We start from the raw sequence: 21,162 nt of genomic DNA on the forward strand, positions 1-21,162 counted from the left end.
GCCAGAGGGCGGGCGGTTTGGTCCCTCGCTGCGGAGCCTTCCGGCAGATGACCGGAAGTCTGTTCGAGACTGGTTGCGGAAGTTCGCAGAAGAAATAGGGGCAATGAGAATCCAGCACGATGCAGCCGTTCAGGATTCCGAAGGCAATGACTGGTTTTCAGTTCTTACCGATCCTTGACGTGGCTTTATCCTGAATGGCTGGCGCACGCCTCGCCATGCGCCGCATACACCAGCTCGTCCAGAATGCCGCAGTGCCCTTCGTGCGAGCCCGAGCAGCGCGCCCGCAACTGCAGCAACTGTTTCTCCAGCGCCCGCATGCTCTTGAGCCGTGCGCGCACCCGCGCCAGCTGTTCATCCACCAGCATGTCCACGTCGCTGCAATCAGCCAGCGGCGCATCTACAAAACCCAGCAAACGGTTCACATCGGCCAGCGGCATGTCCAACGCCCGGCAGTGCCGGATAAAGGACAGACGCTCTAGATGCTGCGCAGCGTAGTCTCGGTAACCGTTGTCTCGCCGCGCCGGCTCGGGCAGAAGACCCTGCTTTTCGTAGTAACGGATGGTTTCAACATCCACGCCCGTGGCGCGGGAAAGGTCCTTGATCTGCATGTTGAAGCCCTCAGTTCAAACAAGTGATTGACACTGTAGCGGCTCCAGGGTTTCCAATGCAGGCATCGAAAGGAAAAACCATGTCCGCCCATTGCTGTGAACACGACACCCCCAAGGCCGAGTCCCTCGTCAACCTGCCGCGCTACCGCAAGATCCTCTGGATCGCGTTGATCGTCAACGCCGCCATGTTTCTGGTGGAGATTGGCGCCGGCTTCCAGTCGGGCTCGCTCTCGCTGCTGGCCGATGCGGTGGACTTTGCGGGCGACGCGCTCAACTACGCCGTGTCGCTCGCCGTGCTGGCGTCTGCCCTGGCCTGGCGCGCTCGCGCTGCCATGCTCAAGGCGGTGAGCATGATGGGCTTTGGCCTCTATGTGCTGGGTGCCGCGGTGTGGGCCATGTGGCAGGGCGGCGTGCCGCAGGCCGTGACCATGGGCGCGGTGGCGCTGCTGGCGTTGGTGGCCAATGTGGCTGTGGCGTGGATGCTCTACGCGTTTCGCGAAGGCGACGCCAACATGCGCAGCGTGTGGCTGTGCTCGCGCAACGACGCCATCGGCAACGTCGCGGTGTTCATGGCCGCGCTCGGCGTGTTCGGCACCGGCTCCGCCTGGCCCGACCTGTTGGTGGCCAGTCTCATGGCGGCTCTGGCGTTACACGGCGGTTGGACCGTGTTGCGGCAGGCCAGGGGTGAGCTTGGCGAGAGCAAAAACGAGGGAGGCGGCCATGGCCACGTCCACTGAAACGATGTCAGACCGTCAATGCGACAAAGACACCTTTGCTCGACTAGTCCATGCGGCGAAGATAGCTGAGTCCCCTCAGCAGGCGTGGCTGTACCTTGAGGCTGCGCATGTCGTGGGGCAGCTCCACGTTAAGCCGCATCTGCAGACGCACGCCCTGATGCTGCGGTTGGCATGGCGCACCCGCGACTTGGCAGAAGCTGCTGGGCAGGTACTCAGACTGGCTTTGGTGCCTTTGGGGCATTTGAGCGGGCGCTTGCCCTTGGGCAACCCGGGTAGATCAACCGTGAGCGCCTTCGAGCCGCTTCCCGTGCGTCAGGAACTGGCCGAGCTGATTGCTCAAGCAGCCCAGCCGCTGCGTTGAAGATCGTCCCGCGAAACCGCCGGCCAAAACGTGCGAATCGATGTTTCCACATTGCTTGACTGCTCGGTTGAGCAAGCGGTCGCCCATGCCAAGACAACGCAACTACTCAAGTTCGTTGCCCATCCGTTGGTTCACTTCTCACCGATCAACCCAAGCTCTTGGCCCGTGGAATGGTCCGAGGGCACCTTCTGGGTCGCAGTGCGACTACTGGGCTTCCTGCCTTTTGGCAAACAAGCCATCGTGATCTCCTTTCCTCAGTCTGGGGGCGGAGTCCTGCTCCGTGACAACGGCCACAGCGCCCTGGTCAAGGTTTGGGACCAAACCATCTCGATCACATCAAACGCCGGGCGAACCCGCTACAAGGATTCGGTAATCATCGATGCGGGCCTGCTCACGCTCCCAGTCTGGTTGTTTGCACAAGCGTTTTACCGGCACCGACAGCGCCGTTGGCGCCTGCTCGCTAGGCGGTTATCGATGGGCGAAGTGCTCCCGCCGTGAACTGCCACACATCAACTGGTCTATCCCACGGCCCTAAAATTCAACTATGCGTCTGTTCTTGGCTCTTTTGATGCTCACACTGCTGCCGTTGCAGTTCTCTGCCGCAGCGGATGCTGACTGCTGCGGCCATGGGGCGGCCTTCGAGCAATCTCCAACCAATCACCACCAGCCCATCCACCAGCCGGTGATTTCCGGCACGGACGGCATGGGCTCCGACGTTTTTGGGTTCGATCTTGACTGTGGCACCTGTCACGCCAACTGCACGGCCGCCGTGATGGCAACGACCGAGACCGTTGTGGACCCAGCTGGCATCGAGCGAGGTGAGCACCTCGTTGAACTTGTCTTGTTGCCCTGGCACGAGCAACCCTACAGGCCCCAATGGTCCGCCCCGCAAGGCTCGGGGATGAACGTTTTCGCCTGATGCGCTGACAGGCACCTCTTCCCCGATCCGCTGGCATCAAGTGGCCATCACCTCATGCGGTGGTCATCCCCGGATCGTTTTGGAAGGACTCTCTCATGAATACTCGCTGGACCCAGCGAAACCCGCGATGGACTTGGCTTGCTGCCGTCGCGGCTCTCTTGTTTGTTGATCAACTCAGTAAATCGTATTTCTCCACCATCCTCGAACTGGGTGAAGCGGTTCGGGTCACCGACTGGTTCAACTTCGTGCATGTGCTCAACGCAGGTGCGGCATTCTCGTTTTTGGCGGATGCCGGTGGCTGGCAACGCTGGTTTTTCATCGGCGTTTCGGTGCTGGTGGTGGGCTTCGTTTCAGTGGTAAGCCTCGCGCGGCAAGCCGAACCGATGGACCGCTGGCTGGGCGCCTTTGTGGCTGGCGGTGGTGGCGGCAACCTCGTGGACCGCGTCCAGATCGGCGCTGTGGTGGATTTCCTCGACTTTCACTGGCGCAACATCCATTGGCCGGCCTTCAATCTCGCCGATGTCTTCATCGTCTGCGCCGCGCTGACCTGGTGCCTTGCTTCATTGAAAGCGCCACCGCGCCAACCGACCCGCAAAACCCCTGAGGAGCTTCCTTCATGAAGCGTGGATGGTTCTGGATCCTGGGCGCCTGGGCCTTCGCTCTTGCGTCCACTCTCGGGGCGCTTTTTATCGGTGAAGTCATGGGCATGACGCCCTGTCTGCTCTGCTGGTATCAGCGCATCTGCATGTTCCCGTTGGCCATCATCCTGGGCATGGCCGCGTTCGCCGAAGACCGCCGCGGTGCGGTGTACGCGTTGCCGCTGGCCTTGGGTGGTGCCGCCATCGCGGGCTACCACACCGCGCTGATCGCTGGGTGGGTGCCCCAGTGGTGGGTGCCCTGCGGCGCCGGGCCTTCGTGCAGCGAACAGAGCCTAGAGATCCTGAACGGCATCCAGATTCCCTGGTTGTCTCTCCTGGCCTTCATCGCCATCGCCTTCCTGCTTTTTGTCTATTTGAGAAAGTCCCGTTCATGAACGCCAAAAAATTCACCGTCATCGGCCTGGTGGCCATCGTTGCCTTGTTCTTCTACCTGGGCATGAACGCCTATCAATCGCGGGTGCAGACCGCGCAGGACGTGCAGGTCAAGGCCGAGCAGACCCGCCTGGTGCGCATGCACTCACCGGTGTTCGGCCCGCAGAACGCACCCGTCACCATCGTCGAGTTCTTTGACCCCGCCTGCGAGACCTGCCGCGCGTTTTATCCCATCGTCAAGAACCTCATGGCCCAGTACCCCAACGACGTGCGGCTCGTGATCCGGTACGCGCCGTTTCACCAGGGTTCGGACGTGGTGGTCAAGCTGCTGGAGTCGGCCAAGAGCCAGGCCAAGTACCAGCCGGTGCTGGAATCGTTGTTGGCCGCGCAGCCCGCCTGGGCCGACCACGGTCAACCCAGCATCGAGACCGCATTCAAGGTAGCCGAGCAGGCCGGGCTGGACCTCGTCAAGGCGCGGCAGGACATGGAAAAACCCGGTATGCAGGCAGTCCTGCAGCAGGACATAGAAGACCTTACCGCGCTGCAAGTCACCAAGACGCCCACCTTCTTCGTCAACGGCCGCAGCCTGTCCAGTTTCGGGCCCGATCAGCTTGCCGCACTGGTAGCAGAAGAAGTGGCCAAGGTGAAGAAATGAGAGAGATGGCTCCCGTACGTCCTTTCAACCGACGCAAGGTGTTGGTGTTGAGCGCTTCGTGGTTTGCGTCAGGTGGTCTCCTGGCGGGCTGTTCGCCCCAGGCGCCCACCTTCAAGAGCACCGACATCACAGGGGCTGCTTTTGCACAGGACCTAAAGCTCACCGACCACACCGGGCAGGTGCGCACCATGGCCGATTTCCGCGGTAAGGCTGTGGTGGTGTTTTTCGGCTTCACGCAGTGCCCCGATGTGTGCCCCACCTCCATGACCACCCTGGCCGAGGTAAAACGCCTCATGGGCGATCAAGGCAAGCAGTTGCAGGTGCTCTTCATCACAGTGGACCCGGAGCGCGATACGTTGCCCTTACTCAAGGAGTACATGACCAACTTCGACCCGAGCTTTCTGGCGCTGCGCCCTGAACCGACCGAGCTCAAGGCCGTCGCTGACAGCTTCAAGATCTACTACCGAAAAGCCGAGGGCTCGACACCCACCTCGTACACGATGGACCATTCGGCGGGTAAGTACGTGTTCGACACCAACGGAGCCGTGCGCCTGTTTTCGAGTTACGGGACCGAGCCCGCCGTGATCGCCGAAGACATCCTGGCCCTGCTGAAATCCATGGACGCCTGACTACCCGTTGCCGGTATGAAAACACTGCTGCTCTACCTGGCCACCGCCATCGCCGAGATCGTGGGTTGCTACTTGCCGTTGTTGTGGCTGCGCGGTCAGGGGTCGGGCTGGCTGTTGTTGCCCGCAGCGGCCGTGAGCCTGGCCACCTTCGCCTGGCTGCTGACCCTCCACGCCGCGCCCTCGGGGCGGGTATACGCGGCCTACGGCGGGGTCTATGTGGCGGTTGCGCTGGCATGGCTCTGGTCGGTCGATGGCGTTCGCCCGTCGATCTGGGATGGGGTGGGCGTGGCGGTCACGCTGGCGGGCATGGCGATCATTGCGTACCAACCCCGAGCATGAAACAAGAGGGCCTGCTGACCATGAAAGAAGCCAATGCGTCTGCCTCTCACCGAGCGTCGGTATCAAACGCGTTGGGTGCCACTGCATGACCCGCCGCCACATTGTTTTCCTCTCGGCGCTGGCCGCCCTCGCGGTGTTTGCTGCCGCCGTCTTTCTTTATCAGCGACACACGCTGCAGCTTGCGGCGTTGCAGGCTTCAGAGCAGGCCGGCGCGATGGTGCGACCGCACTCGCCGATCATTGGTGCCGAGGATGCGCCGGTCACCATCGTCGAGTTCTTCGATCCCGCCTGTGAGGCGTGCAAGGCCTTCCATCCTCGCGTGAAACAGATCCTGGCGGCGTTTCCGCGTGAGACGCGCTTGGTGATTCGGTACACGCCGTTTCATAGGGAGGCGTCTGTGGAAGCGGTGAGGATTCTTGAAGCAGCGCGTGCACAGCGGAAATTTGAACCTGTGCTTGACGCCTTGCTGGACGGGCAGCGGGCGTGGACGGGTCAACGCACGAACGCCTCCTTGCGAGCGTGGGCCATTGCGCAATCGGTCGGCCTGGACGTGGAGCAGGCACGCCAGTACATCGCCGCTGGTTCGGTGGATGCCTTGCTGGCGCAAGACGTCGTGGATCTGAAGGCGATCGGGGTTCGAGCCACCCCGACCTTCTTCGTCAACGGTAAGCCGCTGTCTTCGACCGATCCGGATCAGCTCTTCGAGCTGGTCAAGAGAGAGGTGGAGCGCCTTCGGTAGTCGCCGTGAGCATGAGCGATTGCCTCGTGACTTTGGTGCGAGGGCGCAGCACTTGACGGCGATTTCTCGCGCATGGCGACGCATTGGACAGCGCGCGTTGGTTCTCAGCGCCTTTGGTCGCGCGCCAGTGCGATGAACCCTGTCTCTCGGAACACCACGCCGTCTTTTTTCAGCGTGGCAAAAGTGGGGTAAAGCGCCTAGTGGGTCACGGCCAGTTCGGTTACCACGGACTTCAGACCGGACCCGATGCGCAGGTGATCTCGACCTCGTGTATGCGCTGCACGAATAGTTTGACGCCCAACTCGCCGATCACGGCAAGGACGCCATGGCTGGCCATGCTGGGCACGGCGATATGAAGAAGCAGTGAGGCTGCTTCAGATCCGCAGGAGCCTCGCCTTCAACCCGAGCTCAAGCAGCTCCCCTAACCACCACACCAACATCCTCGCCGCCGTGGCTGCAATTGTTCTTCTGGTAGCCGTCGTGCTGCCAGCCGAATACGGCGTCGATCCCACCGACATCGGCCGCGTCTTGCGCATGACCGAGATGGGCGAGATCAAGCAGCAACTGGCGGCAGAAGCTGCTGCCGACGCTGCTGCTGTTCCAGCATCTCCCGCGCAGGCAGACGGCGCCGATGGCATAGCCACGGCCGGCGCTGCCCAGCCTTCGACTCCAGCACCCGCACCAGCGCCAGTAGCTGCCGCAGCCCCCAAGATTGATTGGCGCGCCGAAGTGCCCGCACCTTGACGCCTGGAGAGGGCACTGAGATCAAGCTGAAGATGGTCCAGGGTGCCAAAGCCGAGTATTCGTGGGTGGTCGAAGGTGGAGAGGTGAATTTCGACACGCACTGAGATGCATCGGGCAAATCGATCAGCTACGAAAAAGGCCGTGGGGTTGCGGCCGATAAAGGCGTGCTGGAAGCGGCATTCACGGGCAACCACGGCTGGTACTGGCGCAACCGGGGCCAGGCCAACGTCAAGGTCATCCTGCGCACGCGCGGTGACTACACCGACATCAAGCAAATGAAGTGAATGCAGGGCGCTGCGACTTTTGTTACAGCGCCCACTTCGAACACGCTTCAGGACTTACCCTCGGCGTTTCCAACCCCGCAGCAGCAGCGCGTTGCTCACCACACTCACGCTGCTCAGCGCCATGGCAGCACCCGCCACCACTGGGTTGAGCAGACCGGCCACCGCCAGCGGGATGCCGATCACGTTGTAGGCGAAGGCCCAGAACAGGTTCTGGCGGATCTTGCGGTAGGTGCGGCGCGAGATGTCGATCGCGTCGGCCACCAGCGCGGGGTCGCCCCGCATCAGGGTGATGCCGGCGGCGTGCATGGCCACGTCGGTGCCCGTGGACATGGCAATGCCCACGTCGGCCGAGGCCAGCGCCGGAGCATCGTTGATCCCATCACCCACCATGGCCACCGAGTGTCCACCTTCCTTGAGCCGGTTGACGATGGCCGCCTTGTCTGCGGGCAAAACCTGGGCTTCAATGTGGTCGATGCCGAGCGCGCTGCCAACCGCGGTTGCGCTGCCCTGGTTGTCGCCAGTGACCATCACGGTGCGAATGCCCAAAGCCCGCAGGCTCTGAATGGCGTTGATCGCGCTGGCCTTGGGGGCATCGCCAAACGCCAGCATGCCCACCAGCGCAGGTGCCTCCGTCACATCGGCAAGCCATGAGACCGTGCGTCCATCGCTTTCAAGCAGGCGCGCAGGCTCGGCCAGTGCCGAAGTGTCCACGCCCAGTTCCTGCATGTACCGCGGACTGCCCAGGCGCAATGCACGACCCTGCACCTCGGCCGACATGCCGCGTCCCGGCACGGCGCTCACCTTGGCGGCTGAGAGCAGCGCAATGCCGGCCTCTTCGGCGGCGTTCATCACGGCGCGTGCCAGCGGGTGTTCACTACCGGCCTGAATCGCAGCACTCCAGCACAGCAACTCAGCGTCATGGCCGGGGGCCGCCACAGCAGCCACCAGCGTCGGTTTGCCTTCGGTGAGCGTTCCCGTCTTGTCGAACGCGACGGTGTCGATGCGGTGCGCGACCTCCAGCGCTTCGGCATCCTTGATCAGGATGCCCTGGCGAGCGGCCACCCCGGTGCCCGCCATGATGGCGGTCGGTGTCGCCAGGCCCAGTGCACAAGGACAGGCGATCACCAGCACCGCCACCGCGTTCAAAATGGCCTGCTCCCAGTTTCCGGTGGTCAGGCCCCAGCCCAGCAGGGTGAGTGCGGCGATCAGCAGGACCACCGGCACAAAGATGGCGCTCACCCGGTCCACGATTCGCTGGATCGGGGCTTTCTTCGCCTGCGCCGATTCGACCATGCGCACGATACGCGAGAGCGTGGACTCGGCACCCACCGCCGTGGTCTCCACCAGCAGCAGGCCCTCGGCATTGACGGCGCCGCCGGTGACCTTGTCGCCCGCGTGTTTCGCCACCGGCAGGCTCTCGCCCGTGATCAGCGATTCGTCCACCTGGCTGGAGCCGATGGTGATGACACCGTCCACAGCGATGCGCTCACCCGGGCGGACCACGACGATGTCCCCGACCTTCACCTGTGAAATGGCGACGTCTACATCGCCATAGTTCATGCGCACGCGCGCCACCTCGGGCTTGAGGGCATTGAGGGCGGCGATGGCGGCCGTGGTCTGGCGTTTGGCGCGTGACTCCAGCCATTTGCCCAGCAGCACCAGCGTGATGATCACTGCTGATGCTTCAAAGTACAGGTGCGGCATGCCGTGTTCGGCGTGCTTGAACAGCAGATACACACTCAGTCCGTATCCGGCGCTGGTACCCAGGGCCACCAGCAGGTCCATGTTGCCGGCACCTGCACGCACTGCCTTCCAGCCCGCGCGGTAGAAGCGCGCGCCCAGCCAGAACTGAACGGGCGTGGCCAGCGCGAGCTGCAACCAGCCATTGATCGTCCAGTCAGAGCCGAACAGCATGGCAATCATGGGCAGCACCAAGGGTAGCGACAGCAAAGCGGCGAGCGCGACAGGCCACCAGGGCTCGCCTTTGCTTCTTGTGGGCTGTGCCCCCTGATCCACGCTGGGTTCCTTGCCCACGCTGTAGCCAGCCTTTTGCACCGCAGCCACCAGGCTGGCAGGCAGAGTGGAAGCAACGGCGTTCACCGTGGCCCGTTCGGTGGCCAGGTTGACGCTGACTTCCTTTACGCCGGCAACGGCTTTCAAGGCCTTTTCGACGCGGCCCACACAAGAGGCGCAGGTCATGCCTTCGATGGGAAACTGATGCTCGATGAGCGACAAGGTGGCGGTGTTCATGAGGCACTCCAAGGGTTGAGGGTGGAGCGAATGGTTGGCCTTGCCACGGTGGCAAGCGCAACGGCAGATGCGACTTGACATTGCCACCGTGGCAATGCCCACAGTGCGGGTTCCCTCAACCCTCTTATGGAGTCATCCATGCACGAATTCCACCTCCCCGACATGACCTGCGGCCACTGCGCTTCCAAGGTGAACGTCACCCTGAAACTGGTTGATCCAGCATGCGAGATACAGGTCGATCTTCCGCGACGTCTGATCACTGTGAAAAGCGGTGAAGACCGCGATGTTCTGGTCGAAGCGCTGGCTGACGCTGGCTATCCAACCCTTTGAACCCCGCTCCTCAGGGCTCTCCCGTGAGGGCCTTGACCTTCCCACCATGACAAGCTGCATCCTTCGACCCTTGGAGTCATTCAAACCCCGGAGCGCACCATGACCACTCTGATGAACATTGGCGAGGCGGCTGCCGCCGCAGGCGTCTCGGCGAAGATGATTCGGCATTACGAACAGATTGGTCTGTTGCCAGAAGCCGAACGCAGCGAGTCGGGTTACCGTCTCTATGGCGATCGCGAAGTTTCGGTGTTGCGGTTCGTCCGGCAGTCGCGCCACCTGGGGTTTTCGGTGGCCCAGATTGCCGAGCTCATCGGCCTGTGGAGCGATTCACAGCGCACGAGCCGCGAGGTGAAGGCCGTGGCGCAACGGCACCTGGCTGACCTGGAAGAGAAGCGGCGTGAAATCGAACAGATGATGGACGGGCTCTCGGTCTTGGTGAAGGCTTGCCACGGCAACGAACAGCCTCACTGCGCGATCCTGGACAAGCTATCGCGCGGCAGCCTGACCCAACACCAACCACATCAAAAGCCGCAGCTCAAGAAGTCCCGTGCTCAGGCAGAGGCAACCAGCACCGGCACCTCCAGCCCGATCGACCTCATGGCCTGGATGCGGGGCGTGCACGTTCACCATGACGCTCTCTGAGAGGACAAGCTGTCAATGCCATGGCCGTGACCCAGTGTGTTCGGTGACGAACCGACCACCATAAAACCAAGTCGCATACTGTTTCGACTTTAGATCGTGCATTGACCTGCTTTCTTGATCTGCATCAAGGCTGTTCACGCGCCCAGGGTTAGCCTTGGATCGTTGCCACTGTTCACCTGACTGATATGCATCTGTATCGCCGCTCGCTGCGCCATGCCACCTGGATGATCCTGGCGGTGTGGTTGTTTGCGTTGGGTGCAGGTGTGGCCAATGCATGCCTTTTGAACGAACCGAACAACGATCGTCACTCTTCGTTCACGGCGATGCCACAGGATGTACCCGTCGCCCAAACCCATCACGACGATCAATCCGACCCCGACACTGCCGGATGCTTGAAGTTTTGCGATGAAGCCTCGCTGGCCATCACCAAGGTGGACCAGCCCATCGCCGATGGCGGCCCAGGGTCAGTGGACGTGCCGTACCGGGCATCGGAGCCAACCATTGCCTCGGTAACCGCGGTTCAAGTCCGGGTGCACTCCACCAGACCCGCGCACCTGGCTCTGCCCATCGCTGCCCGGCCCCATCGACTGACCTTGTAGACCGCATCGCAGTCCATTGCGAAGAGCGCTCCTGCGTTCTGGCCGACCAGGATGGGCCCCGTCCTATTTTTGACTTCCGCCACCATATCGCCGCCCGCGGCGGCACCCCCACTCCTTCACAGAACACCACCATGAAAACCCTCCACACCATCGTCGCGATCTCTGCCGCCTTCTTGCTGACGGCATGCGCAAACCCAAGTGCACCAGGAACCGGCGCCGCGTCGGCAGCCAAAGCCGACGAACACAACGCCCATCAAGCCGCTGCGGCATCTTCTGCAGCACCTGCTGCCATGCCAAACGGCATGAAGGACATGCAGGCCATGCGCGACAAGATGATGAATGCCAAGACCCCAGCCGAACGGCAGGCCCTGATGAACGAGCACATGAAAACCATGCAAGAAGGCATGGCGATGATGAAAGGCATGAAGGGAATGGGCGGCATGCATGGCAAGGAAGGCATGCCAGGGATGTCCGGCATGAAGGAGTTGCCCATGGACATGGGCAAGCACCATCAGATGATGGAGATGCGCATGGACATGATGCAGACCATGATGGAAATGATGATGCAGCGCATGCCGGGTGCAGCCACCGCGCCCGCCAGCAAGTGACAAGCCATCAACGCTCAACCAGGTGCGATGGAACTGCGCATCGATCGCCAGGGGTGACACGTTCTCCCTCAACTCTCGCAGTCAACCCTGGCGGAGCGATTCAATGAACCCAGCCAACGACGAATCCAACGGGTCAACGTTCTGGCGCCGGCCTCCAGGCATGGTGCTGCTCACGGTTGCCTTGATCGCCGGCTTCTTTTTGCTGCGAGAGCACTGGGGTCATGTGCTGGGTTACTGGCCCTATCTGCTGCTGCTCGCTTGTCCGCTGATGCACTTGATGCACGGGAACGGCCACGGGGGGCATGGCAGCCATTCACAGGACTCCGGGCGTACCCACAACGACGAAAAATAGGCAGACGAACATGAATGCACACCAACATCACGGCAGCAGTGCCCCGTCGGAATCGGCCTCACCAACGGACCTGAAGGATCCCGTGTGTGGCATGACCGTCACGGCGCAGTCTGGTCATATGTTGACCCACGAGGGCCGGACCTTCTATTTCTGCAGTGCCAAGTGCCAGGGCAAGTTTGCTGCGAACCCGCTGCAATACCTCGCACCCGAGCCACCCGCAGAAACCAGTCCAGCTGTGACCGGTGCGATCTACACCTGCCCGATGCACCCGGAGATTCGCCAGGACCATCCAGGGAACTGTCCCAAGTGCGGTATGACGCTCGAGCCCTTGCTGCCCGACCTTGACGACGATGACAACCCTGAACTGCGCGACTTCCAGCGCCGCTTTTGGTGGACCTTGCCGCTCACGGGGGTGGTGTTCGTGCTCGCGATGTTTGGTCACGGCTTTCAGTGGTTCGACATGGGTACCCAAAGCTGGATCGAACTCGTGCTGGCGGGACCCATCGTGCTCTGGGCCGGGTGGCCATTCTTTGTGCGCGGCGCGCAGTCGGTGGTGAAGCGCAGCCCGAACATGTGGACCCTGATCGGCCTGGGCACCGGTGCCGCGTTCGCCTACAGCGTGGTGGCGACCGTCGCCCCGCAGGTGTTCCCGGACTCGTTCATCTCCATGGGCCGCGTCGCCGTTTACTTTGAAGCCGCCGCCGTGATCATCTCGCTGACGCTGCTGGGGCAGGTGCTCGAACTCAAGGCCCGTTCTCAGACCTCGGCGGCCATCAAGTCGCTGCTTCGTCTGGCGCCAAAAACCGCCCGGCGCATCCGGGAAGACGGCACCGAAGAGGATGTGCCACTGACCCATGTGCATGTAGGCGACTTGCTGCGCGTGCGCCCAGGCGAAAAAGTCCCGGTGGACGGCGAGGTCACGGAAGGCGGCAGCTCGATCGATGAATCCATGCTCACGGGCGAGCCGATGCCCGTCACCAAACGCGTGGGCGACATGGTGATCGGCGCCACGCTGAACACCAGTGGCGCGCTGGTGATGCGATCTGAGCGCGTCGGCGCGTCCACCATGCTGTCGCAGATCGTGCAGATGGTGGCCCAAGCACAGCGATCCAAAGCGCCGATGCAACGCATGGCCGATGTGGTGGCGGGTTACTTCGTCCTCGCTGTGGTGGGCATTGCCTTGTTGACCTTCTTCGGCTGGGGTCTGTTCGGTCCCGAGCCAAGCTGGGTGTTCGGCCTGATCAACGCGGTGGCCGTGCTGATCATTGCCTGTCCCTGCGCGTTGGGCCTGGCCACACCCATGTCCATCATGGTCGCCACCGGTCGCGGCGCCACACACGGCGTGTTGTTCCGGGACGCAGCGGCCATCGAGAACATGCGCAAGATCGACACCCTCATCATCGACAAGACCGGAACGCTTACCGAAGGCCGTCCCACGTTTGAGCGCGCCGTTCCCGCGCCAGGCTTTGACGCCGATGAGGTGCTGCGCCTGGCCGCCAGCCTGGACCAGGGCAGCGAACACCCATTGGCCGAGACCATCGTGCGCGCCGCCCGCGAGCGCAACATGACCTTGGAAAAACCCGAGGACTTCGAATCCGGTTCGGGCATTGGCGTGCGGGGGAAGGTGGGAGAGCGTCAGCTGGCACTGGGCAACACCACGCTGATGGAGCAGATCGGTGTGTCGGTCAGTGCTCTGGTGTCGCAGGCCGAGGCCTTGCGCGCAGAAGGCGCCAGCGTGATGCACCTGGCCGTTGATGGACAGCTGATGGGCTTGTTGGCAGTGTCCGATCCGGTCAAGGTCAGCACGCCGGAGGCCCTGGCGACGCTCAAGGCCTCCGGTCTGCGTATCGTGATGGCGACCGGTGACGGACTGACCACGGCCAAGGCTGTTGCAGCTCGCCTGGGCATCGACGAAGTGCACGGCGAGGTCAAGCCGGCAGACAAGCTGCTTCTGGTGGAGAGATTACAAAAGGATGGCCGCACGGTGGCCATGGCAGGTGACGGCATCAACGATGCACCGGCACTGGCCAAGGCCGATGTGGGTGTGGCCATGGGTACCGGGACTGACGTGGCGATGAACAGCGCGCAGATCACTTTGGTCAAGGGCGATCTGCGCGGGATTGCGATTGCGCGCGCGCTGTCCGAAGCAACCGTGGGCAACATGAAGCAAAACTTGGTGTTTGCCTTTTTGTACAACGCGCTGGGCATTCCGATTGCGGCCGGCGTGCTGTATCCACTGACGGGGTGGCTGCTGTCGCCGTTGATTGCCGCGCTGGCCATGAGCTTGAGCTCGGTGTCGGTGATTGGCAATGCGCTGCGTTTGCGGCGCGGCAAGCCATAACGCGTCGGTTCTGCGAGTCTCGGCCAACTCCACTTGACCGGCTTCTTCCGTGATTACAGGCCACAGCAATTGAGTGGCGTTTTGCTCAGACGAAGGGGTTGCAGTGCGACTTGTGTCCAGATTGCTGACCCTTAAAAAAAAACAGCCCTCGCACCGATGACGGCGGGAGGGCTGTGTGGTCAGGGACCTTTCGATCGTTCCTGTCTGGATAAATCGCCGGAAGGTCAGTTCCCGTGTCCCTTGTTCAACAGGAAACTCAGACGCGCAACTTCGTTGCCCATCGTCGTGATGCTTTTGCCATCGGCAGTCTGGACGACTTGACCCTTGCTAAGGTGAGTCACGCTTCCAAATTTGCTTTCCTTGGCCATCAGTCCGTCTTTGAAGACGTAGAGCGTTTCACCGTTCTGCAGTGCGATGACCTGCTTGGCCTCGGATCTGGCTGCGTCCATCGCGAATGCCGGGGCCAATGCTGCCATTGAGATGACGAGGATGCTGAGCTTGCGAATCATGGGGTGTCTCCTTCAAGAACAAATCACATTGTTCGACTGAATCAATGTGGTACGAAGTACAGATTCAATGTAGCGAGGCACCCATGACCGGCAGCTTGCGAACGCATTACATCTTGGTCAGCGCAAAGTCAGCAGGCCTTCTTGCAACCCGATTGGTCTCCTCCTTGAATCGGTGGACATGGCACCGTTCCGTAACTGCAGAACACGCAGCAGTCACCCGTCTTCGGCCGAAGAATAGCGTGGCAGTCTTCGCACTCATACAACCATTGGCAAGCATCGGTGGGCATGACTTCAGTCCTTGCGTGTCCACACTCAGGACAGGTCAACACCGACGTCAGGAGCACGTCGGTCAAGGCTCGACTCCCGTGACGGTTGACGGGAAGCCAGCGTCCTTGGTCGCCCGGGTCAGAGCGTCCAATGAAACCTGGGTGTCGTCATAAACCACCGAGGTCCACCGCTTTCCCAGATTGGACTTCACGTCGACCACTCCACCCAGTTTCGTCAACGCCTTCTTGACCGTGATCGGGCAAGTGGCGCAGGACATACCAGGGACGGATAGAGTGACGATTTTCTGCGCTGCCCATGCAAGCGGACTCAGCACAAATCCGACAGCAATCAAGATGTGTTTCACAGCCAGGCCTTTCATCAATAGAACCAGTGAGCTATCAGCGGGAATGCCATTGCGGTGGTGAGCAACAGCACCACGACACCGAACAGCAGTTTGTAGATGCGGTTGATGCGGGGAATCGCACACACCTGACCTGGTTCGCAGGCAGCCGCTGGCCTCCAGATGCTTCTTGCCGCAAAGAACAGCGCCGCCAGCGATACACCCATGAACAGCGGTTGATAGGGCTCCAAGACCGTGAGATGGCTGATCCAGGCGCCCGAGATGCCCACCAGGATCAATACCAGTGGGCCCAGGCAGCAGGCCGATGCAAAGAGGGCCGCCAGACCACCGGCCAGGAGGGCTTTGCCGCCCTGTTCGGTCACGGGATTGGAGGTGGGTGTGTTCGAGTTTGTGGTGTGCGTTGGCATGAGCTAACCTTAATGCCGTACCCAAGTACGGAGTCAAGACATGAGCTATATCCACACACCTTCCGACCCCAACATGACGATTGGCGGATTGGCCAAGGCAGCCGAAGTCAATGTGGAGACCATCCGCTTCTATCAGCGGAGGGGATTGATGCCTGAGCCGCTCCGCCCATCCGGCGGGATTCGGCGCTACGCAGAAGCTGACCGTTCTCGCCTTCATTTCATCAAGTCGGCGCAGCGACTCGGATTCAGCCTGGACGAGATAGCCGAGCTGCTTCAACTCGACGATGGCACCAGCTGTGTTCAAGCGCGAACCAAAGCACAGGCCAAGCTTGCGGATGTGAAGAGCAGGCTTGAGGACCTGCACCGGATTGAAGGAGTGCTTGAGGGATTGATTCGACTCTGCGGAGCATCCAAGGGCAAGGTGCGATGCCCGCTGATTGCAGCCTTGAAGACCGACGCTTCGTTGAGTGCCTGAGCCAGCGCTTATGCGTATGTCAGCAGCACCGCCGCTTTGCCCTTGCCACACAGATCACTTCTGCTTTGCAAGCCACTTGTCGAACTGAGCGATCTCTTTCTTTTGCGCCACGATGATCTGCTTTGCCATGGCCTTCATCTCGGGTGACTTGCCGGTCTTGAGCTGCATCTCGGCCATGTTCAAGGCTTGCTGGTGATGAATTTTCATCATCATCGCGAAGTCCTTGTCGGTATTGCCCGACATGGGCATCTTCTGCCTTCCTCCATGCCCATCATCATGGAACCTTTCATGTCGTGTGCACCTGTGGCGCCTTTGTGCATATCGGACATGGGCATCGTCGCTGGGCCTGTGGCTGGCGTGGACTGAGCATGCGCCGACACCGACATGAGCACAGTCAGCGCAACGGCGCACAGAGCCTTGACAGGGACAGCGGTGAAGCGTTTGGTGGTGGATTGATGGTTCATGTGACTTCCTAGAAGCTACCCGAAGGCGGGCTCACCATCATCGATAACGATGCTCGGATTGACTGTGCGCCAACGTACGCCTGCCCATGGGTTGCGAGGCTGTGTCGGACCGGTTTTACATAGCAGGGAGGACGTCACCCATGCAAAAAAGGGATCGGTCATCACAACCGATCCCTTGACCACAACCGACCCATAGGGTCGGATTGGTTAAATCACTTCATCGCTTTGATGTCGGTGACCACCATCTTGCCGGCGTCCTGAATGACAATGAACTGGATCTTCTCGCCCACCTGGACCTTGTCCAGCATGGCCTTGTCCTTGACGTTGAACACCATGGACATCGGAGGCATGTCCATGTGCTTGATCTCACCATGCTTGATCGTGACCTTGCCGTTTTCCTTGTCGATCTTGCGAATTTCGCCGTCGGTCATGGCGGGTGTGGCTGTCATGGTCATCTTGCTGTGATCCATTCCCATTTTGCTGTGGTCTGCACCCGCTTGCGCCATCAAGGGCAAGGACAGGGAGAGCGCGGCAGCGGTGAGGAGTTGCGCAACTGTTTGGGTGTGTGTGTTCATGATGTGTTTCCTTGATTGAGATGTCGTGATCGGTGAGGCTTATTTGGCAACGACTTTGATCTTGCCGACCATGCCCGCTTCGTAGTGGCCCGGCAGCAGGCAGGCGAAGTCAAACTCACCGACCTTGTTGAAGTTCCAGACAATCTCACCCTTTTTGCCTGCACCAACGTGCGCCATGTAGGGCTCGTCGTGTTCCATGTTGGGAAACTTCTTCATCAGGGCAGCATGCTCATCGAGTTCTTTCTTGGTGCCCAAGACGAACTCGTGCATCACCTTGCCGTTGTTGACGTGCACGAATCGGATCGTCTCGCCTTGCTTGACCTCAACGAGATCGGGTGTGAAGCGCATGTTGTCGGTCATGCGGATCTCCACGGTGCGCTTGACGGCGTTCAAGTGACCGCCGATGCCCCATGCTTTTTGCTCCATCTTCATGGGCGCTGCTCCTTTGGCGTGTTCCTTGTCGCCATGAGCAAATGAAGACGTTGCGGCCGCCAGCATGGCGGACACGATCAGGGTTTTGGTGATGTGCATGTGAAGATTCCTTGTCGAGGGTTGAGTTGAGGGGCGCGAATGATTTGATCAATGCTTCATGGCCGAGCCGCTGGGCTTGACCGCCTTTGCTGTGGCGGGTGCCGTGTCTGCGCTGGCCTTGGGTCGGACTGCAGGCAGCGGAGCACCGGTCCACTCGTGCGCAACAGTGCCCTCGGGGAACTTGTACGGGCCCGGGTCCTTGTAGTCGCCCGGCTTCTGGTCCTTGCGCACCTTGAACACGGTGAACATGCCACCCATCTCCAGTGGGCCGAACTGGCCCGTTCCCGTCATCATGGGCGCGGTGTTGTCCGGAATGGGCATCTGCATTTCGCCCATGTCGGCCATGCCGCGCTCGCCCATCAGCATGTAGTCGGGCACCACCTTCTGGATCTTGTTGACCAGGCCGCGGTGGTCCACGCCGATCATGGTGGGCACGTCGTGGCCCATGGCGTTCATGGTGTGGTGGCTCTTGTGGCAGTGCATGGCCCAATCGCCTTCCTCGTCGGCGATCAACTCGATTTGGCGCATCTGGCCAACGGCAATGTCAGTGGTTACCTCGTACCAGCGCGTGTTCGGAGGTGTCGGTCCACCGTCGGTTCCAGTGACCAAGAACTCGTGGCCGTGCAGATGGATCGGGTGATTGGTCATCGTAAGGTTGCCCACGCGAACCCGTACCCGATCATTCAGGCGAACGTTGAGGGTATCGATTGCGGGGAAAACTCGGCTGTTCCAACACCAGATGTTGAAGTCGGTCATGGTCGCGATCTTGGGGGTCTTGCTGCCGGGCTCCACATCGAAGGCATTGAGCAAGAAGCAGAAGTCACGGTCCACCTCGCTGATGTGGGGATGCTTGCCCTTGGGATGGGTGACCCACATGCCCATCATGCCCATAGCCATCTGGACCATTTCGTCAGCGTGGGGGTGGTACATGAAGGTGCCCGGGCGGCGCGCTTCAAATTCGTACACGAAGGTTTTTCCCACGGGGATGGCGGGCTGGTTGAGACCGCCCACACCGTCCATGCCGCTGGGCAGGCGTTGGCCGTGCCAGTGGATGGTGGTGTGCTCGGGCAGCTTGTTGGTAACAAAGATCCGCACACGGTCGCCCTCGACCACCTCGATGGTCGGGCCCGGGCTCTGGCCGTTATAGCCCCACATGTTGACCTTGAAGCCCGGCGAGACCTCGCGCACCACGGGTTCTGCCACCAGATGGAATTCCTTGACTCCGTTGTTCATCTTCCAGGGCAGGGTCCAGCCGTTGAGCGTGACCACCGGGTTGTAGGGTCGGCCAGTGGTGGGCACCAATGGAGGCGCCGTGTCCACAGACGTTTGGTAGACAGGCTCGGGCAAAGCGGCCATGGCGGAGCGCGCAACCGCCAGCCCGGCCACCGAAGCGGCAGCACCCGCGAAAAACTGACGACGTGAATTGAGGAGACTCATGTTGGTTATCTTTCTATGCGTGCAATGTGATCAGTGGCCAGCGGCAGCAGCGGGCTCACCGCCTCCGCCGCCCAGAGAGACAAAGCTGTCGGGCGCACCGCCTTGAAGGACCCACTGCAGATCGGTCTCTGCGATCCAGAAGTCCCGCTGCGCCTCGATGGCACTGGCCACCGCTTGGGACTGGCTGGAAACCTCACCCAACAAGTCCCACACGCTCTTGAGCATGCCGTTGTAGTGAAGAACGGTTTCTTCGGTGATGAACTCGCGAACCTTCAACACCTCCTCACGCGCACTCACTGCCAGGGCGTGGCTGGAGAGATAGGCCTGTCGAGCGAGGCGGGCGTTGGCGCCATTGCGCATGCCCTCGGCGCGCGGCAGTTGTGCAGCAATGGCCGCAGCGCGCTCGTCCAGCACTTGTTGCGACAAGGCTTGGACCGGTACGTCGGGCAAACGGTCAGGCAGCGCAACAGCGCTGTGCATGCCGGTGAGGCCCAACGTTTTGATGAGTGAGGCTTCGGCCTGCGTGGCGGCGTTCTGTGCGCGTCGCACGTTCATCTTGGCGGATGACTGAGCCAGTTGAACTTGTGCCTGCTGGAGCTTGCTCCAATTGCCCACACTCACCATGCGGCGACCCAGCTCGTTGCCGGCCTCGGCGGCGTCCAGCGCATCGCGGTGCTGTTTGAGAACCTGTCGCGCAGCCACTGCCTGAAACCACGCCTTGCGACCTTGAGCGGCGACTTCCAGCAGCTCGTCCATGTCGTCTACCTTGCGCTGATGGATGGGATCAAGCTCGGCCCATTGGCCTTTGGCAATCAAATCCACGTTGGCCGTACCGATCCTGTTCATGGGTTTGACCAAATCCAGGTGGGCCCGCCAGGCCTGGCGAACGGCGTCTTCAGCGGTCATGAGGCTCAAGCTGGGAGATGCCAACTCCTGACCTGCTGCAGCGGGAACGTTCTCTTTTTCCCACTTGAGGATGTCGGCATGGCCGCGTTTGAACTGCCCCACGGCGTCGTTGGCTTCGCGCCAGTTCTTTTCGGCAGGGGCCGGTTCGATCTGGGCGGAAACGACCATGGGGAGCGCCAACACGCCCAGAACAATGGCCCGCAGTGCAGAGGAAGGGTAACGTCGATGAATCACTGATTTGCTCCTGTTCAACTGTTTCAAGCTGGGGGCAGTGTGCAAAAGGCCACCCGTCACGAACCTGTCGGTTTCATTACAAAGTTGTCAGGTTCGGTTGCAATGGGCCGCTGGCAGTGAAAATCGCCGCAGGAGTGAACGTGAAAATCTTGATTGTTGAAGACGAACGCAAAACGGGTGAGTACCTGTGCATGGGACTGCGCGAGGCGGGCTACGCGGTAGAGCTGCTCAACAACGGTGTGGACGGATTGCACCAGGCGCTGGAGGGCGACCACGACCTCATCATTCTGGACGTCATGCTGCCCGGCATGGACGGCTGGCAGGTGCTCAGAGGTCTGCGTGCCCAGGGTCGAGAGATGCCGGTGCTCTTCCTGACCGCCAAAGATCATGTGGACGACCGCGTCAAGGGTCTGGAGCTCGGAGCGGACGACTATCTGGTCAAGCCGTTTTCGTTCTCCGAGCTGTTGGCCAGGGTGCGCACCATCTTGCGCCGTGGGCGCTCGGGTATGGAGCCAACCACCCTGCAGGTCGCGGATCTGGAGCTGGACCTGCTGCGCCGTCGGGTCACCCGCGCGGGCAAGCGCATCGACCTGACCGCCAAGGAGTTCGGATTGCTCGAATTGCTGATGCGCCGCAAGGGTGAGGTGTTGCCACGCTCGCTGATCGCCTCCCAGGTGTGGGACGTCAACTTCGACAGCGACACCAACGTCATCGAGGTGGCCATGCGCAGGCTTCGTGTCAAGGTGGACGACGGGTTTGAGTGCCGCCTGTTGCAGACGGTTCGAGGCATGGGTTACGTGCTGGAAGTGCCGGAGCACTCCTGATGAT

Annotated in this window: 30 protein-coding genes; 19 read left to right on the forward strand and 11 right to left on the reverse strand. The window is 61.2% G+C overall.

Features of this window, described 5'->3' with window-relative positions; genetic code table 11:
• Positions 1-185: 185 nt before the first annotated feature.
• Positions 186-608: a Cd(II)/Pb(II)-responsive transcriptional regulator gene (locus tag FFS09_RS27535; RefSeq protein ID WP_137922098.1), complete on the reverse strand. Its 423-nt coding sequence runs from the start codon at positions 606-608 to the stop codon at positions 186-188.
• Positions 609-688: 80 nt separating this feature from the next.
• Here FFS09_RS27535 and FFS09_RS27540 point away from each other — a divergent pair, with 80 nt between their 5' ends.
• The 11 genes from FFS09_RS27540 (at position 689) to FFS09_RS31300 (ending at position 6,762) form a co-directional block, all read left to right on the forward strand.
• Positions 689-1,345, forward strand: a complete 657-nt coding sequence (locus FFS09_RS27540) for a cation efflux transmembrane domain-containing protein (RefSeq protein WP_137922099.1) — start codon at positions 689-691, stop codon at positions 1,343-1,345.
• A complete protein-coding gene (locus tag FFS09_RS27545) occupies positions 1,329-1,706 on the forward strand; it encodes a DUF3703 domain-containing protein (RefSeq protein ID WP_137922100.1) in 378 nt (125 codons plus the stop codon). Before FFS09_RS27540 ends, FFS09_RS27545 begins: the two co-directional genes overlap by 17 nt.
• Positions 1,707-1,736: 30 nt before the next feature.
• Positions 1,737-2,204, forward strand: coding sequence for a hypothetical protein (locus FFS09_RS27550; protein ID WP_137922101.1), 468 nt, complete (start codon positions 1,737-1,739; stop codon positions 2,202-2,204).
• A 46-nt stretch (positions 2,205-2,250) separates the two neighbouring features.
• Complete coding sequence (locus FFS09_RS27555) at positions 2,251-2,625, forward strand: hypothetical protein (RefSeq protein WP_137922102.1); 375 nt, start codon at positions 2,251-2,253, stop codon at positions 2,623-2,625.
• A gap of 95 nt (positions 2,626-2,720) precedes the next feature.
• The gene (lspA, locus tag FFS09_RS27560; RefSeq protein ID WP_137922103.1) at positions 2,721-3,245 is read left to right on the forward strand and encodes a signal peptidase II; all 525 of its coding nucleotides are present in this window, start codon (positions 2,721-2,723) and stop codon (positions 3,243-3,245) included.
• Positions 3,242-3,658 carry a disulfide bond formation protein B gene (locus FFS09_RS27565; protein ID WP_137922104.1) on the forward strand — a complete coding sequence of 139 codons (417 nt, stop codon included), beginning with the start codon at positions 3,242-3,244 and terminating at the stop codon, positions 3,656-3,658. Before lspA ends, FFS09_RS27565 begins: the two co-directional genes overlap by 4 nt.
• Complete coding sequence (locus FFS09_RS27570) at positions 3,655-4,311, forward strand: DsbA family protein (RefSeq protein WP_137922105.1); 657 nt, start codon at positions 3,655-3,657, stop codon at positions 4,309-4,311. The genes FFS09_RS27565 and FFS09_RS27570 overlap by 4 nt, the downstream gene beginning before the upstream one ends.
• Entirely contained in the window at positions 4,308-4,940 is a 633-nt protein-coding gene (locus FFS09_RS27575) for an SCO family protein (RefSeq protein ID WP_137922106.1), read from the forward strand. The genes FFS09_RS27570 and FFS09_RS27575 overlap by 4 nt, the downstream gene beginning before the upstream one ends.
• 15 nt (positions 4,941-4,955) lie before the next feature.
• Complete coding sequence (locus FFS09_RS27580) at positions 4,956-5,279, forward strand: YnfA family protein (RefSeq protein ID WP_137922107.1); 324 nt, start codon at positions 4,956-4,958, stop codon at positions 5,277-5,279.
• Between the two features lie 85 nt (positions 5,280-5,364).
• Positions 5,365-6,018, forward strand: coding sequence for a DsbA family protein (locus FFS09_RS27585; protein WP_137922108.1), 654 nt, complete (start codon positions 5,365-5,367; stop codon positions 6,016-6,018).
• A 363-nt stretch (positions 6,019-6,381) separates the two neighbouring features.
• Positions 6,382-6,762, forward strand: coding sequence for a hypothetical protein (locus FFS09_RS31300; RefSeq protein WP_252374543.1), 381 nt, complete (start codon positions 6,382-6,384; stop codon positions 6,760-6,762).
• Between the two features lie 338 nt (positions 6,763-7,100).
• Here FFS09_RS31300 and FFS09_RS27595 read toward each other — a convergent pair whose 3' ends face one another.
• On the reverse strand, positions 7,101-9,296 hold the full coding sequence (locus FFS09_RS27595) for a heavy metal translocating P-type ATPase (RefSeq protein ID WP_289509318.1): 2,196 nt from the start codon (positions 9,294-9,296) through the stop codon (positions 7,101-7,103).
• A gap of 138 nt (positions 9,297-9,434) precedes the next feature.
• Here FFS09_RS27595 and FFS09_RS27600 point away from each other — a divergent pair, with 138 nt between their 5' ends.
• From FFS09_RS27600 to FFS09_RS27625, 6 genes are all read left to right on the forward strand, one after another.
• Positions 9,435-9,626, forward strand: a complete 192-nt coding sequence (locus tag FFS09_RS27600; RefSeq protein ID WP_137922110.1) for a heavy-metal-associated domain-containing protein — start codon at positions 9,435-9,437, stop codon at positions 9,624-9,626.
• Between the two features lie 99 nt (positions 9,627-9,725).
• On the forward strand, positions 9,726-10,268 hold the full coding sequence (gene cueR, locus FFS09_RS27605; RefSeq protein ID WP_354595903.1) for a Cu(I)-responsive transcriptional regulator: 543 nt from the start codon (positions 9,726-9,728) through the stop codon (positions 10,266-10,268).
• Between the two features lie 185 nt (positions 10,269-10,453).
• Entirely contained in the window at positions 10,454-10,867 is a 414-nt protein-coding gene (locus FFS09_RS27610; protein WP_137922111.1) for a hypothetical protein, read from the forward strand.
• Positions 10,868-10,998: 131 nt separating this feature from the next.
• Positions 10,999-11,475 carry a hypothetical protein gene (locus FFS09_RS27615; RefSeq protein ID WP_137922112.1) on the forward strand — a complete coding sequence of 159 codons (477 nt, stop codon included), beginning with the start codon at positions 10,999-11,001 and terminating at the stop codon, positions 11,473-11,475.
• 103 nt (positions 11,476-11,578) lie between these two features.
• On the forward strand, positions 11,579-11,827 hold the full coding sequence (locus FFS09_RS27620) for a DUF2933 domain-containing protein (RefSeq protein WP_137922113.1): 249 nt from the start codon (positions 11,579-11,581) through the stop codon (positions 11,825-11,827).
• A gap of 10 nt (positions 11,828-11,837) precedes the next feature.
• On the forward strand, positions 11,838-14,168 hold the full coding sequence (locus tag FFS09_RS27625; RefSeq protein WP_137922114.1) for a heavy metal translocating P-type ATPase: 2,331 nt from the start codon (positions 11,838-11,840) through the stop codon (positions 14,166-14,168).
• Between the two features lie 224 nt (positions 14,169-14,392).
• On the opposite strand, the gene FFS09_RS27630 is transcribed toward FFS09_RS27625, so the two are convergent.
• The 4 genes from FFS09_RS27630 to merT form a co-directional block, all read right to left on the reverse strand.
• Positions 14,393-14,677, reverse strand: a complete 285-nt coding sequence (locus FFS09_RS27630; RefSeq protein WP_137922115.1) for a CopK family periplasmic copper-binding protein — start codon at positions 14,675-14,677, stop codon at positions 14,393-14,395.
• Positions 14,678-14,805: 128 nt separating this feature from the next.
• Positions 14,806-15,030 carry a GDCCVxC domain-containing (seleno)protein gene (locus FFS09_RS31305; protein WP_137922116.1) on the reverse strand — a complete coding sequence of 75 codons (225 nt, stop codon included), beginning with the start codon at positions 15,028-15,030 and terminating at the stop codon, positions 14,806-14,808.
• Positions 15,027-15,323, reverse strand: coding sequence for a mercury resistance system periplasmic binding protein MerP (gene merP, locus FFS09_RS27640; protein WP_137922117.1), 297 nt, complete (start codon positions 15,321-15,323; stop codon positions 15,027-15,029). Before merP ends, FFS09_RS31305 begins: the two co-directional genes overlap by 4 nt.
• A complete protein-coding gene (gene merT, locus FFS09_RS27645; RefSeq protein ID WP_137922118.1) occupies positions 15,323-15,712 on the reverse strand; it encodes a mercuric ion transporter MerT in 390 nt (129 codons plus the stop codon). Before merT ends, merP begins: the two co-directional genes overlap by 1 nt.
• Positions 15,713-15,752: 40 nt before the next feature.
• Here merT and merR point away from each other — a divergent pair, with 40 nt between their 5' ends.
• Positions 15,753-16,187, forward strand: coding sequence for a mercury resistance transcriptional regulator MerR (gene merR / locus FFS09_RS27650; protein WP_137922119.1), 435 nt, complete (start codon positions 15,753-15,755; stop codon positions 16,185-16,187).
• A gap of 54 nt (positions 16,188-16,241) precedes the next feature.
• On the opposite strand, the gene FFS09_RS27655 is transcribed toward merR, so the two are convergent.
• The 5 genes from FFS09_RS27655 to FFS09_RS27675 form a co-directional block, all read right to left on the reverse strand.
• A complete protein-coding gene (locus FFS09_RS27655; RefSeq protein ID WP_252374545.1) occupies positions 16,242-16,430 on the reverse strand; it encodes a DUF305 domain-containing protein in 189 nt (62 codons plus the stop codon).
• A 433-nt stretch (positions 16,431-16,863) separates the two neighbouring features.
• Positions 16,864-17,226 carry a copper-binding protein gene (locus FFS09_RS27660; protein WP_137922121.1) on the reverse strand — a complete coding sequence of 121 codons (363 nt, stop codon included), beginning with the start codon at positions 17,224-17,226 and terminating at the stop codon, positions 16,864-16,866.
• A 39-nt stretch (positions 17,227-17,265) separates the two neighbouring features.
• Entirely contained in the window at positions 17,266-17,724 is a 459-nt protein-coding gene (locus tag FFS09_RS27665) for a cupredoxin domain-containing protein (RefSeq protein ID WP_252374546.1), read from the reverse strand.
• An 81-nt stretch (positions 17,725-17,805) separates the two neighbouring features.
• On the reverse strand, positions 17,806-19,194 hold the full coding sequence (locus tag FFS09_RS27670) for a multicopper oxidase family protein (protein ID WP_137922123.1): 1,389 nt from the start codon (positions 19,192-19,194) through the stop codon (positions 17,806-17,808).
• 30 nt (positions 19,195-19,224) lie between these two features.
• The gene (locus FFS09_RS27675; protein WP_137922124.1) at positions 19,225-20,394 is read right to left on the reverse strand and encodes a TolC family protein; all 1,170 of its coding nucleotides are present in this window, start codon (positions 20,392-20,394) and stop codon (positions 19,225-19,227) included.
• 80 nt (positions 20,395-20,474) lie between these two features.
• Between FFS09_RS27675 and FFS09_RS27680 the strand changes: the two genes are divergently transcribed.
• Positions 20,475-21,158 (forward strand): heavy metal response regulator transcription factor, encoded by a 684-nt coding sequence (locus tag FFS09_RS27680; protein WP_056277296.1) that lies wholly within the window; start codon positions 20,475-20,477, stop codon positions 21,156-21,158.
• Positions 21,159-21,162 lie beyond the last annotated feature (4 nt).

Source organism: Hydrogenophaga sp. 2FB, from assembly GCF_005503365.1.
Lineage (GTDB): Bacteria > Pseudomonadota > Gammaproteobacteria > Burkholderiales > Burkholderiaceae_C > Hydrogenophaga.